The organism is Companilactobacillus zhongbaensis (assembly GCF_003946515.1).
GTDB lineage: Bacteria > Bacillota > Bacilli > Lactobacillales > Lactobacillaceae > Companilactobacillus > Companilactobacillus zhongbaensis.
Map to the genome: position 1 here is coordinate 87,579 of NZ_RHOM01000002.1, position 13,705 is coordinate 101,283.

Annotated in this window: 11 protein-coding genes; 4 read left to right on the top strand and 7 right to left on the bottom strand. The window is 39.7% G+C overall.

Going from position 1 to position 13,705, the window contains the following annotated elements:
• Nucleotides 1–313: 313 nt before the first annotated feature.
• The 3 genes from EKM69_RS01530 to EKM69_RS01540 form a co-directional block, all read right to left on the bottom strand.
• On the bottom strand, nucleotides 314–1,024 hold the full coding sequence (locus EKM69_RS01530) for an ABC transporter ATP-binding protein (RefSeq protein WP_125707417.1): 711 nt from the start codon (nucleotides 1,022–1,024) through the stop codon (nucleotides 314–316).
• A 1-nt stretch (nucleotide 1,025) separates the two neighbouring features.
• Entirely contained in the window at nucleotides 1,026–2,087 is a 1,062-nt protein-coding gene (locus EKM69_RS01535; RefSeq protein ID WP_125707419.1) for an ABC transporter permease, read from the bottom strand.
• A 109-nt stretch (nucleotides 2,088–2,196) separates the two neighbouring features.
• Nucleotides 2,197–2,613 (bottom strand): TetR/AcrR family transcriptional regulator, encoded by a 417-nt coding sequence (locus tag EKM69_RS01540; RefSeq protein ID WP_125707421.1) that lies wholly within the window; start codon nucleotides 2,611–2,613, stop codon nucleotides 2,197–2,199.
• Nucleotides 2,614–2,815: 202 nt separating this feature from the next.
• Here EKM69_RS01540 and gdhA point away from each other — a divergent pair, with 202 nt between their 5' ends.
• Nucleotides 2,816–4,162 carry an NADP-specific glutamate dehydrogenase gene (gene gdhA / locus EKM69_RS01545; RefSeq protein ID WP_125707423.1) on the top strand — a complete coding sequence of 449 codons (1,347 nt, stop codon included), beginning with the start codon at nucleotides 2,816–2,818 and terminating at the stop codon, nucleotides 4,160–4,162.
• 66 nt (nucleotides 4,163–4,228) lie between these two features.
• On the opposite strand, the gene EKM69_RS01550 is transcribed toward gdhA, so the two are convergent.
• Nucleotides 4,229–4,543: a DMT family transporter gene (locus EKM69_RS01550; protein ID WP_125707425.1), complete on the bottom strand. Its 315-nt coding sequence runs from the start codon at nucleotides 4,541–4,543 to the stop codon at nucleotides 4,229–4,231.
• Nucleotides 4,544–4,697: 154 nt separating this feature from the next.
• Nucleotides 4,698–5,879, bottom strand: coding sequence for an MFS transporter (locus EKM69_RS01555; protein ID WP_125707427.1), 1,182 nt, complete (start codon nucleotides 5,877–5,879; stop codon nucleotides 4,698–4,700).
• 377 nt (nucleotides 5,880–6,256) lie between these two features.
• Between EKM69_RS01555 and EKM69_RS01560 the strand changes: the two genes are divergently transcribed.
• A complete protein-coding gene (locus EKM69_RS01560; protein WP_125707428.1) occupies nucleotides 6,257–7,096 on the top strand; it encodes a metallophosphoesterase family protein in 840 nt (279 codons plus the stop codon).
• Between the two features lie 63 nt (nucleotides 7,097–7,159).
• Here EKM69_RS01560 and EKM69_RS01565 read toward each other — a convergent pair whose 3' ends face one another.
• Nucleotides 7,160–8,599, bottom strand: a complete 1,440-nt coding sequence (locus EKM69_RS01565; protein WP_125707430.1) for an APC family permease — start codon at nucleotides 8,597–8,599, stop codon at nucleotides 7,160–7,162.
• 233 nt (nucleotides 8,600–8,832) lie between these two features.
• Here EKM69_RS01565 and EKM69_RS01570 point away from each other — a divergent pair, with 233 nt between their 5' ends.
• Together EKM69_RS01570 and EKM69_RS01575 are read left to right on the top strand one after the other, a co-directional pair.
• Nucleotides 8,833–10,926, top strand: a complete 2,094-nt coding sequence (locus EKM69_RS01570) for a putative ornithine decarboxylase (RefSeq protein WP_125707432.1) — start codon at nucleotides 8,833–8,835, stop codon at nucleotides 10,924–10,926.
• Between the two features lie 15 nt (nucleotides 10,927–10,941).
• A complete protein-coding gene (locus EKM69_RS01575; RefSeq protein WP_125707434.1) occupies nucleotides 10,942–12,207 on the top strand; it encodes a methionine gamma-lyase family protein in 1,266 nt (421 codons plus the stop codon).
• A gap of 59 nt (nucleotides 12,208–12,266) precedes the next feature.
• Here EKM69_RS01575 and EKM69_RS01580 read toward each other — a convergent pair whose 3' ends face one another.
• Entirely contained in the window at nucleotides 12,267–13,655 is a 1,389-nt protein-coding gene (locus EKM69_RS01580) for an amino acid permease (RefSeq protein WP_125707436.1), read from the bottom strand.
• Between the last annotated feature and the right edge of the window lie 50 nt (nucleotides 13,656–13,705).

Genomic DNA, 13,705 nt, shown 5'->3' on the forward strand with positions numbered 1-13,705 from the left:
CGTGCAAACGAAAATTTCGCGGCTGACGGCGAATTCCCTCCACCCTCCGCAGAACCTAGGGTAGGTGAAAACTTCCTTGTTTGTGGGGTACGGTACTTAGTTTTGTTTCTCAAAACTGTTTTGAATTATTTGGTTGGGTTTACCTCTTTTCGTTCCTAGGAGTTTTGTTTCTCGTCTTATCTTGTATATTTTTGTTGAGGTGAAATTCGTTTAAAAATATGATTTTTGAGTTTTAAGTTCTAGGTCCTAGGTTCTAAGTTCAAAACCAAACAAAAACATGGATCCTTTTTTCGGGGATCCATGTTTTTTCTTTTTATTTTTGTTCTGTTGCTTCCTTTGTTTCTGTTGTTGCTTTGTCTTCGGTCATTTTTCCATCTATTATATGGTAGATTCGGTCGGCGTAGTTTTGTAGTCTTAGGTCGTGGGTTACTACTACTATGGCTTTGTTTTTTTCTTTGGCTAGTTCTTGTAGCATTTTTCCTACTTCGGCTACTCTGTCGGAGTCTAGGGCTGCTGTTGGTTCGTCTGCTAGGATTATTTCTGGGTCGGTGTAGAGGGCTCTGGCTATTGCTACTCTTTGGTTTTGGCCTCCTGATAGTTCTGAGGGGTATTTGTGTAGTAGGTCTTCTATTCCTAGGGTCATTATTAAGTCGTCGAAGCGTTTTTTGTCTAGGTTACCTTGTTTTTTTACTCGATCTACTAGTTGAAATTGTTCTCTGACGTTTAAGTATGGTAGGAGGTTGTATGATTGTAGGACGAAGCCTATTTTGTCTAGTCTTAATTTTTCCAGGTCTTTTTTTGAGGCGCTGGTTAGAGACTTGCCGTTTAGTTCGACGGTTCCTGATGTTGGTGTTTGTAGGCCTCCGGTTATGGTTAGGAAGGTGCTTTTTCCTGATCCTGATGGTCCTAGGACTAGGATCAATTCGCCTTTGTTGGCTTCAAAATTGATGTCGTGTAAGACGTGGACTTTGCTTAAGCCTTTTCCGAAGGTTTTGTTGATGTTAGTTAATTTAATGGTTGTCATGTTATCCTCCAATTACTTCGACGGGATCGACTTTGAGAATGGTTCTGATTGGGACTAGCGATCCTAAGATACTTGTCAAGACTAGTCCGATTGCTACTAGTGAGAGTAGTGGGATATTGAAACTCATTGGCACTGAGGTTGGGATACCAATCGCGGTTAGGATGGTCAAGATAGTTCCAATTACTAGGCCACTGATGACTAGGATGACGGATTGAGCGATAGTCGTTTTGATCAAGACTTTGGCTGGGATTCCTTGAGCTCTTAAAACAGCGTAGTTAGGGATCTTTTGGATCGTTAAGATGTATAAAAATACGGCAATGACGATCAATGAAATTATCATTAAAAAGGCTATCATAAAGGTAAATGTTGAATTTTGAGCGGAGTATCCAGGAAGTTTATCGATGAATTTCTGGATCGGATAGTTTTTCAAGTTAGCGTCGGAAAAATCAGTTTTTTGATTTTGCGAAACGACGGCACTAGCTGCTAAAGTCGTACCCATTCCTTTGATCTCTTGCCAGTCACTGATGCGACCGTAAAGGATAGGAGCCACGTTGATCTTGGCATTTTTAGTGAAACCGACGATCGTATATTTATCCTTAAGAGAATTAAGCTTGATCTTGTCGCCTAATTTATAGCCACTTTGTTCGAATTTTTCATCGGCGACTACTTCATGTGCTTTTGTTGCTTTATGACCAGATGTCAATTTTAGGTCTTTGTATAAATATTGATCTTTATCGATTCCTAAGTAAGTGGCCGAGATTTGGTCGACGCCTTTAGACTTGGCAACTACGGAAGATTGACCGATGTAGGCATCTTTACTACTTAACTTGATGTTTTTCGCTTGGTCCTCAGTGATGATCGATTGGCCTAAGCTGATATTTGAATCTTTGTTTAAAACGATACTTTGCGCGTTCCAAGATTTGATGGCATCGGTATTCGAATTAGCGAGGCCTAGTGCTAGACTCGTTAGGACGAAGATCAAATAACTGATCAAGACGATCATACCGATGATCAAGCCGTAACGTAGTTTTTCATGTTTGATCTCTTTGATTGCTAGAAACATTATTTATCACCTAATTCTTTTAATATGTTGGAGAAGCGAGTTAACCAAAAATCTTTGTGTGCTGGATCTAATAAAATTTGTTTGATAATTTCGTGAGATAGAGTGGTGGTCAACCAAGTCCGGTCGTCCAAGGTAGTAGATCGAATTTTTGCGAAGGTTCCTCAGACTGCGATGCTAAAAAAGCTTCATTAGTGGTGATATGTAATTTCATCAAATCATAATATTTGCTGTTATTAATTTTGTCGACAAAATTTGTGACTTCATTCAAGTAGTCAGCATTAGTTTGTTCACCAGGAGCTTGGAAATCCGCGTGGATGTTTTGGATGGCGAGACCGTATGTGTATAAATAAGCATCATTGATGTCATCAAAGTATTTGTAAAAAGCACCTCGGGCGATGCTTGCAGCCTTAACGATCCGCGATACTTTTGCGGTTGGTAATGTGTAGTGGGAAAATTCTTCGAGTAAAACTTGTTCGATCAATTGTTTTTTATTATTGTCTAGATTTTTAAAGGTTAACGATGTCATAGTTTCCTCCTTGGTGACACTGTGTCACTACCCAGTATATTAAACACAAAGTGACACGGTGCCAACTTATTTTTAAAATTAATTTTATTCTAATATAAAGTTACAATTTCTAATAAAGTGCTATAATAATAGCATCTACTTATTTAATTGGTTATAGTTAAATATATGGATGAATTATTTTAATTAAAAGGTAGGTATTTTTATGGCAGACGTTGAAGCTTATATTAAAGATCTGAAAGAAACAATCAAGCAACGAGATCCTAATCAACCTGAATTTCAAGAGGCTGCATTTACTGTTTTAGACAGTTTGAAACCTGTTTTAAAAAAGCATCCTGAATATATTAAAGCCAATATTCTCGGTTCTTTAGTTGAACCAGAACGTGCAATTCAATTCCGAGTTCCATGGCAAGATGATGAAGGAAACTTCCATGTTAACCGTGGTTTCCGTGTTCAATTTAACTCGGCAATCGGACCTTACAAGGGTGGTTTAAGACTTCACCCTAGTGTTAATTTAAGTATTGTTAAGTTCCTCGGCTTTGAACAAATTTTGAAAAATAGTTTAACCGGACTACCTATCGGTGGTGGTAAAGGTGGATCTGATTTTAATCCTAAAGGGAAGTCAGATTCAGAAGTCATGCGCTTTTGTCAAAGTTTCATGACAGAATTGCAAAAACACATTGGACCAGATTTGGATGTTCCAGCTGGTGATATTGGTGTTGGTGGTCGTGAGATCGGCTACTTGTATGGCCAATACAAGCGCTTGAACGGGTCACAAAATGGTATTTTGACTGGTAAAGGTTTGGAATACGGTGGCTCTCTTGCTAGAACTGAAGCTACTGGTTTTGGATTGATCTATTACTTGGACGCTTTGATCAAGGGTCAAAACGATCAACTCAAAGGCAAGAAGATCAAGATCTCTGGTGCTGGTAACGTTGCTATTTATGCTATTCAAAAAGCCCAAGAAAATGGCGCTAAAGTCGTAACTGTATCTGATTCAAATGGCTACATTTATGATGAGAATGGTATCGACGTTGATGTAGTTAAAGAGATCAAGGAAGTCGAACGTGGACGTATCAAGGAATACGCCGACAAGGTCAAAACCGCTACTTATTCAGAAGGTTCCGTTTGGGACCTTGATATCGATTACGATATTGCTTTGCCATGTGCAACCCAAAACGAAATCGATGAAAAGCAAGCAAAATTGATTGCTAAAGATGGAGCTAAGTATTTGGCCGAAGGTGCAAACATGCCAAGTACGACTGAAGCTATTGCCGTTTATAAAGAAAATGGCATCATCTATGGACCAGCTAAGGCTGCCAACGCTGGTGGTGTAGCTGTTTCTGCTCTTGAAATGAGCCAAAACAGTGAACGTCTATCATGGACTTTCGATGACGTTGATCAACAATTGAAAGAAATCATGGAAAATATTTACAAGAAGTCAGCAGCTGCTGATGAAGAATACGACCTCGGACAAGACTATCAAGCTGGTGCTAATATCGCTGGCTTTGAAAAGGTTGCCAAGGCTATGCTAGCTCAAGGATTAGTTTAAAAATTAATTTCTGGGTAATGAAAAAGGACAAAACCGACAGATTCGGTTTTGTCCTTTTTGTATGTCTTAAGTAGTCATTTTAATACCAACGATACCGATCAATAATAATGCAATAAAGAACCAAGTTATACCAGGGATCTTATCGCCAAAAAACATTACGCCCATAATGATCGAACCGACAGCACCGATCCCGGTCCAAATCGGATAGGCCAGTGACAGTGGTAAAGCTTTTGTAGCTTTTGCCAAAAAGAAAAAGCTGGCGATCATTCCGACCACGGTAGCGATAGACCAGTCAAGCTTGGAAAATCCGTGGCTCATTTTCATCGTCGATGCCCAAACTACCTCAAATAGCCCAGCAATGACTAAGTAGATCCAATTCATATCAATTCCTCCTCGATTTTTTCGAAGGGATTTTCTCCGAAAAAATAGAGTACCCCCAATAATCCCTTCTATGGCCTAATGGAATTATTTTGAGCACTCTGTTTGTTAACACCCGGCGGTGATTTAAATTAAAAATATTATATCACAGGTAAAACTATTCTTCAGCAGGTAACACCGGGAATCGTTTTACGATGAATGTGAATAAGTAAGACATTGCTAAAATGATTGCTACAACGACATATGGTGAATGTGGATTCCAATCCATCAATGCACCAGACATCAAAGGTCCAACGATGTTACCGATCGAAGTTAGTGACATATTCATACCATTGATCAAGCCTTGTTGATTAGCCCGTCCAGCTTTTGTTAGCAAAGTCGTGATGGCTGGTCTCAATAAGTCAAAGGAACTGAAGATGATCAAAGTAGCAATGATAACTTCCGTTTTTGTTCTAGCGAACAAGATCCAACCAACTGACACAGCACTTAGTAAGTAACACAGACTGATCAGTTTGATCTCACCGATCTTGTTAACGAAAATGTTGAATAAACTAACTTGTAAGATCAAGGAAATAATCCCGTTAAGCGTTAATACTAAGGCAATCGTTCCTAATCCGAAGTTGAAGATCTGGTTAACGTAAATACTGTAAATACTTTCGAATCCTTGAAGCCCGAATGAGGCGATCAAGATCATTGTGAACAAAATGATGAATGGGATAGTCAAAAGATCACGATAGGAACCGGATTTTTTATCCAGCTGCTTTTGCGCGTCTTTTTCAAGTACCTCTTTGTCAGCATCGTGTAAGAACAGCTGTGTGAAGATGACACTGATGATACCGATACCGGCTGCGAACCAGAAAGGTGTCTTGTAGTCGATATTGGCAAGCATACCACCAATACCAGGTCCTAAGATCAAGCCACCACTGAAGGCTGCAGACAGCCAACCGATAACTTTGGCCCGTTCTTTCAAGGTAGTTAAATCTGATGCTAAAGCCATTGAAGTTGGAACTACCATGGCTGCTGATAAACCACCGATCAAACGAGAAATGTTGAAACCAGGCAAGGTAGTTGACATAGCGAAGATCACTTCAGAAACAGCGTAGATCAACAAACCTAAGACGATGATCGGTTTTCGACCAACTCGATCAGATATCCGACCAACGATTGGTGAAGCAATGAACTGAGCTAAGGCAAAAAGTGAAGTCATAACTCCCATATCTGATGTAGTATAGTGGAATTCATTTTTAATGAATGGGGTGACAGGTATGACCAAACCGATACCTAAACAAATTAAAAAGTTACTGAACACTAAAATATAAATCGATTTCTTATGCTTCATTTTTTACCTCCTCAAGATCACTACTTCAAAAAAAAAAGACCACCGAAACGGTAGTAGAAGTAGTCGTATTTTGAATCTCCTAAATAATTACGCTTTATTGCGCCTGATGAAACAGTATACAGCATAAATATTATAAAGAAAACACTTTTAACACATTGGTAATATTCTTGTATTAATAAATCGTATGAAGGTCTAAGCCAATGGGGATGTGGGATGGAGAGGTCGGTTGGAAAATATACACAATCTTTACTGATAATATACATTTTATTTACATCACTTTTATATACTTTAAAAACAGCATATTTCTTTGCGTGGTAATACGGGGGAATTAGTACTGCAATACACAATTGATTGCTAGGAAATTCATTGGGGAAATTATGGGGAAATTTAAGGTAATTCAAATAACAGATACACATTTAACTCCTGAAGGGGAACGGGCTGTAAATAATCAAAAAATAGACCCGGTTTTAAAACTTAATAGCATTTTTATGGATATTTCAAAAATGACCGATAAACCTGATATGATAGCAATTACTGGAGATTTGATTCATCAGGGTAGTGTCGATGACTACCGAAAGTTGGCACGCTTTATCAGTAGACAGATGGATAAATTAAATATTCCTATTAATGTCATTTTAGGAAATCATGATATTACGTCTGCTTTTTATACAGGATATTTATCTCAACCTGTTCAGTCAAAATACTACTATTTAGTACCAACGAAGAACTACAATTTCTACTTCCTTGACAGTAAGTTTTACGACTACGAGCAAGGATATCTTGGTCAAGAACAATTGACCTGGTTGCGGGACAATTTGGAAGATGAACCTAAGAAGAAGTCGGTGATTTTCTTACATCACCCGGTTGCAGGTCCATCGATCCAACACATGCAGTACAGCATTTTGCAAGAGGGTCAAGAATTATTGGATGTTATCAAACATAGTCCAGTCATGGCGGTTTTTTCTGGTCACATTCATTTCTCGACTACTTTTACTAAGAGCAAGATTTTATTCCACACTACGGATTCTAGTGCTTATCACATTAACTGTGATGACCATCATAAACATTTGATTTATGATGCTACCAACTACGACATCATTACGATTGAAGACGATAATATTGGTGTTGAGACTCGTTGTTTATTGGCGGGACAAGACGTGATCAATCACGTTGATGTTGGTGATACTGGATTTGTTGACCCTGGGATTTTCCAATAAAAAAGTGCGATTTAACATTTTTACGTTAAATCGCACTTTTTGCATTCAGTCATATTCGACGAATTATTCTAATTCGAGTTTTTTCTCGTGACGTCTGATCATTGGCATGATGAAGCCAAGTCCGAATAAGACAATCACGGTGATGACGTTTAATAATAGTTGATGATCGAACGCTTTAGTTCCAAAGTCTGCTTCTTGAGGGATGAACCCTAAGGTTGCACAGACGAAGGTGAAAGCTAGACACCAACCACCGACGAGTAAGGCACCTTTTTTACTGTTGATGAAGGTGTAGTCGGATTTGAACTTGTTTTGTTGCCAACGGACACAAATGAAGGCGAAGAAGACCCAACAAGTTTTGTATGGTGAAATGATACCGTTGATGTTTAGGAGCCAGTTATAAATGGTGTTGATGTTAGGCAAGGTTCCGGTCAATAAGAGTAGGAACAAGCTTAACCCTGAAGTCATCATGTATGAGTGTACTGGACGACCATTTTTGTTTTTCTTCGTCATCCATTTTGGCATGAAGTTGTCAGCTACGTCACCAGCGAAAACACGACTGGAGGCATCGAGTAGGACAGCTAGTTGAGCCATCATGAAGATAGCTTGTACGACGGCGAAAATGTACATCAAGAGTTTTCCTAGACCAAGGCTTTGGCCTAATAAACTAAAGGCGTAGTATGGACCGTTCATCTTGAAGTCGTGCGGGATATGGTTGGCGTTGAAAAACATTGCGAGAGCTAACGTCCCGAAGATGGTCAAGAATGCCGTCATTAACGCTAGTAGCCACATGGCTTTAGGAAATTCGTGTTTTGGATCACGCATTTGCACGATGTAAGGTGCAGCTAGTTCGGCACCAGACATGGCAAAGATCAGCAACCCGGTAGTTGAGAAGTATTTCAAACTAAATTTCGGCATGAATGCTCCCCAGTCAAAAGGCTGTGTTGCAATCGGTGAACCGTTCATGACGGCATATCCTGCTAGTAAGACGAAGAGAACGGACATGACGAACATGGCTCCACCACCGATCAGTGATAAGATCTCTAGAGAATTTTTAAAGACATTCTCCAATAAAATAAAAATAAGAATAATAGCAAAAGTTAACATTCCGAACCAGAACGTCGACATTTTTTTATCTAAAGTGTTGTTACCTAGAAACATCCAACTAAAGGACACGATGACCGAGTTAGAAACGTCCACGATGTAAGGCACACTTTGTACCCAATACATCCAAGAAGTCCAGTAACCTAATGTATCGTTACTACTGCGACGGACCCAAGAAGCCAGCCCTCCGCTTTGGTTATCAAAGGTCAAACTCATTTGGCTAACGATCAATTCATAAGGAATGACGTAGGCGAATAATAGGAAGATCCAAGAAATAACAACTGATAATCCCTGATTTTGGAACGGATAAAAAATATTTTCAAAACTAATAATGGTAACGAAGTCGATCAGCGCAATGACTGGCCAACTTAAATAATGCCGTTTAGGCTCTAAAGTCTCCAATTTTACTTTCCCCCGAAATATATAGAAAATCTATTTAAAGTAAAATTAGTAATTAGGGGGTTTTAGTGTCAGCAAAGAACTATTGATTTTCACTTGTGTACTACCTCGACAGATATATATAATCAAAACTGTAATGCTTTTTGATTGTGAAATTATCACTACACAATTGTAGGGAATAATAGTTCATAATGAAAGTTATTTTTGAAATTAATCAAAGAAAATGGGAGAAAATAATGAGTTTTCTGAAAATTGCTATCACAGATGATGTGAAAAATTTTGTTCCTAGTCAATGGGACGTGCTACCGTTCAGTCAAAAGGTTCCACCAGCAAGCCTTGCTGCTATCGTATTGAACCGATCTGACCAAGCTAATATTTCGGTGGCCCGAGACATCCAAAAGACTTCCGGACTTGGCATTCCCATAATCACAATTTCTGAAAATGACTCAGTAAGCGATGTAAAACGATCGATTACTGAAAAAATTGAAAAATATCAGCAAGAAATGGTCCCTGGATTTTTAACGGACTTGATTGATTTTGCCCAAAAGCGTCCGATCAGTTTTACTACGCCAGGGCATCACAATGGACAATATTTCGACTTGCATCCGGCAGGTGTTATTTTTAACCAATTTTTTGGCAAGAATTTAATGTTCGCTGACACTAGTGATACGGTTGCCCAATTGGGAGATACGATGACCCATGAAGGCACACCGCTAACTGCGGAGCAAAAAGCCGCCCAAACTTATCATGCTGATAAAGTGTATTTTTGTACGAACGGAACGACTAGTGCTAATTCTATCTGTGCCAGTGCATTGTTGACCGAAGGAGATTTAGTTTTATTCGATCGTAACAATCACAAATCGCTGTACAACAGTGCCTTAGTCATGTCCGGGGCAAAACCAGTCTACGTGCCAACTGACCGCAATCCATTAGGTCTGATCGGTGAAATGGATCCCGACTTTTTAAATGAGGACGTCATTCGTCAAGAAATTGCCAAAGTCGATCCTGAAAAGGCTAAAGCCAAACGTCCATTCCGTCTAGCTGTTTTGCAGCTAGAAACATATGACGGGGTATTTTATGATGTAAAGTGGTTGATCGATAGGATCGGTAAACTTTGCGACTACATCTTGTTTGACTGCGCTTGGGGTGGATTCGAGCAATTTGTACCGATCATGCAGCATTTGTCGCCGTTGTCATATGAATACGGCCCGGATGATCCCGGTATCTTAGTGACCCAATCGTTGCACAAACAACAAGCCGGTTTAGCGCAAACTTCGCAGATCTTGAAAAAAGATGCTCATCTCAAAGGTCAAGAACGTTATGTGGACCACAAGCACTTCAATAATGCCTATCTGAAATTTGTCACCTCGAGTTATTCTTATTCGATCTATGCTTCACTGACTGTCAATGCCTACGTTACCGCAGGACAAGGCAATATAAATTGGTGGGATAAGACTTTGCGGATGGGGATCGAATTCAGAAAACAGCTGCTGAAACGATCACAACTCTTCAAACCACTAGTCCCAACGGATTTTGCCGAGATATCGACCGATAACTTAGCTAATAATAGTAAGTATTGGACACTCGATCATAACGAGGATTGGCTCGGATTCAATAAAATGGCGCCGGGACAAGCAATGTTTGATCCACTAAAGATCACTATTACGACCCCAGGGATCGACATCAAACATCAACAATATGAAAAAACAGGTATCCCAGGTCCAGTCGTAGCCGAATTTTTAATGGAGCAACAGATCATTCGGGCTAAAGATGATCTTAATTCCTTGCTATTTTTACTGACACCAGGAGATTCACAGGCAGAAATGGATCGATTGTTGGAGACGTTATTAAGATTTGAAGATCATTATTTAAATGATGATCCACTAGTTGATGTTTTACCAGAATTAGTTAAGGTTCACCCCAAGCGTTATGAAGGGTATACTTTAAAACAGTTGTGCCAAGAAATGCATCAGTATTATGCTGACAATCAAACGTTCAGCTTGCAAAAGCAGCTTTTTGAAAAAGCCGACATGCAATCATATGAGATGACGCCTAAACAAGCTGACACTAAGTTCATGCGCAATCAAAGTAAACTAGTCGACTTGAAAAATATTGTCGGACAAACAGCGATGGAAGGAGCACTTCCTTATCCACCAGGAGTCTTCATCGTTGCTCCCGGAGAAAAGTGGCAGTCGATCGATCAAAAATATTTTGAAGTTTTAGTTGGTGCCATCGAACGTTTCCCAGGATTTGTACCAGAGATCCAAGGAGTATATTGGCAAACAGACAATGAGGGACACATTTCAGTTCAAGCAGAAGTTTTAAAATAAGAGGAGGAATTACACATGGCCTTGTCATGGAAAGAAAATTTACCAGAAGAATTAAGTCAAAAAGTAGCAAAAGTTGAAAAAATGATTCAACCTAAGATCGATGAGATCGACGAACAAGTTTTATATACGCAACAACGTGTCTTAGATTTGTTTAGAGAAAACCAAGTTGGTGAAGAAGACCTAGTTTCTTCAACCGGATACGGATACGATGATATCGGCCGTGATAAGATCGAAAAAATTTACGCCGGATATTTCAAAACTGACGACGCCTTAGTTCGACCACAGTTTGCCTCAGGTACCCATGCTATCTCGACAGCCTTGTTCAGCATGTTGCGTCCGGATGATACTTTGTATTATTTGACGGGAACACCTTATGACACGATCCAAGAAGTCATCGGTATCGCCGGCAACAACCAAGGAACGATGACCGACTACGGTATCAAGTTTAGAACTGACGAATTAAAAGAGGACGGTTCTGTTGATTATCAGGCCGCTAAAAAGTCATTATCAGAAGACAAATCGATCAAAGTTGTAGCCATTCAAAGATCACGTGGTTATGCTGTCAGAGACAGTTTCACAGTTGAAAAAATCGTCGAAATGATCAAGTTTGTTAAAAAGATAAATCCTAACGTCAACATTTTTGTCGATAACTGTTATGGCGAATTTTCCGAAATGGAAGAACCTACTTTTTACGGGGCCGATATCATGGCTGGTTCACTATACAAAAATGCCGGTGCTGGTATCGTCAAGAGTGGTGCCTACATCGTCGGAAGATCTGACTTGATCAATGGGGCGGGTTCTAGACTAACTGTTCCTGGTGCTGGAAAGGGTGAAGGGGCAACTTGGGGATACATGCGCGACTTTTACCAAGGCTTCTTCTTAGCTCCACATACTACTGGTGAAGCATTGAAGGGAACTGTCTTTACAGCAGCCTTGTGCGAAGAAATGGGGATGACTGTTTCTCCAAAATGGGATGCTCCTAGAACGGATATCGTTCAAACTGTCAACTTTGGGAAACCAGATCCAATGATCAAGTTTTGTGCTGCCATCCAACATTATTCACCAATGAACTCCTTCGTTGACCCAATTCCTAGTCATCAAGACGGCTACGAAGATGAAGTCATCATGGCTTCCGGAAGTTTTACTGAAGGATCAACTATCGAGTTATCATCAGATGGTCCTATCAGACCACCTTATTCACTTTACATTCAAGGTGGACTATCTTACGCTCACGTAAAAATTGCGATAACTAGAGCGGTAAACGACACTTTCTACAAATAAAATAAGCAAGCAAAAAGCTATGGTATCAAGAGTATGAACTCTTAACACCATAGCTTTTTTTAATCCATATTTAAAAAGTCTCTTGATAAATTACTGTGTCTCTTACTTAAGAAGAACAAGCCACTGAACCAAACCAAGGCGAAAATCAAAGATATCAACGTGCTCTTTTCAAAGACCATCATCACGGCTACAATTGCAAAGAAAACTAACACGATATAGTCGCTGACGGGTGAGAAAGGCATTTTAAAGAAAGTATTTTTGGGATGTTTCTTCCGAAATTTCAAGTGAGCTAAGATAATAGTTCCCCAGATGAATAAGAAACTAGTAGTTGCAACACCAGTGATCAGTGAGAAAACATCGTTTGGCATAATGATGTTCAACAAGGTCGAGAGAGCAATCAAGATCGATGAGAGCAAAATTGCCATTGATGGCACGTGATGGATCGATAATTTGCTGATCTTATTAACTCGAGGGCTCTTTGACTGACTGGTCAATTCAGACAACATACGACCAGTGGTGAAGAGGGCGCTGTTACATGAAGAGGCAGCTGCAGTGATGACAACGAAGTTGACGATGTCAGCTGCACCTTGGATTCCTAGTTCCTTAAAGACCATAACGAATGGACTAGATGAAGGATCCAGACCGGTCCAAGGGAAGATGCTCATGATAACAGCTAAAGATCCAATGTAGAAAATCAATATCCGTAAAGGAATACTGTTGATAGCTTTAGGCATGATTTTTTTTGGATCTTGGACTTCAGCAGCAGTCATACCGATCATCTCAATACCGACAAAGGCGAAAACAACCATAGGTAATGACATGAAAAATCCTTGCCAGCCGCGAGCGAAGAAGCCACCGTCTTGAATTAGATTTGCAGGAGTAGCCACTCCTGCGGAAGTCTTGTATCTAAAAATTATCAAGAATATACCCACAACGATCAAAGCTAAGATGGCAAAAACTTTGATCAAAGCGAACCAGAATTCTACTTCACCAAAAGCTTTCACGGTGATCAAATTAATACAAACAAGAATAATCAACGTGATTAATCCTGGTACCCATTGGGGCAAGTTTGGTATCCACAATTTGATATAAACCCCGATGGCGGTAAGTTCAGCCATTGCAATGGCAATCCAACTAGCCCAATAGGACCAACCAATGACAAACGCGGTTCGCTTGCCTAAATAATCATAAATAGTTTCGACAAAAGAATGATATTTCAAATCGGATAAAAGTAGTTCCCCGAGTGCTCGCATGATCCAGAAACAGATAATACCAGTTAGTAAATATGCTAACAATATTGCTGGTCCTGCTAAGTGAATCGATTTACCGGCACCAAGGAAGAGACCAGTACCAATGGCACCACCGATAGCAATCATCTCAACTTGTCTACCAGTTAAACTTCTGGATAACTCATTTTTTCCAGATGAGATTGTTTCTTCTTCTTCCATATTCGTAACCTTCTATAATCCCAATATTTAAAATAACTACACAAATGGCA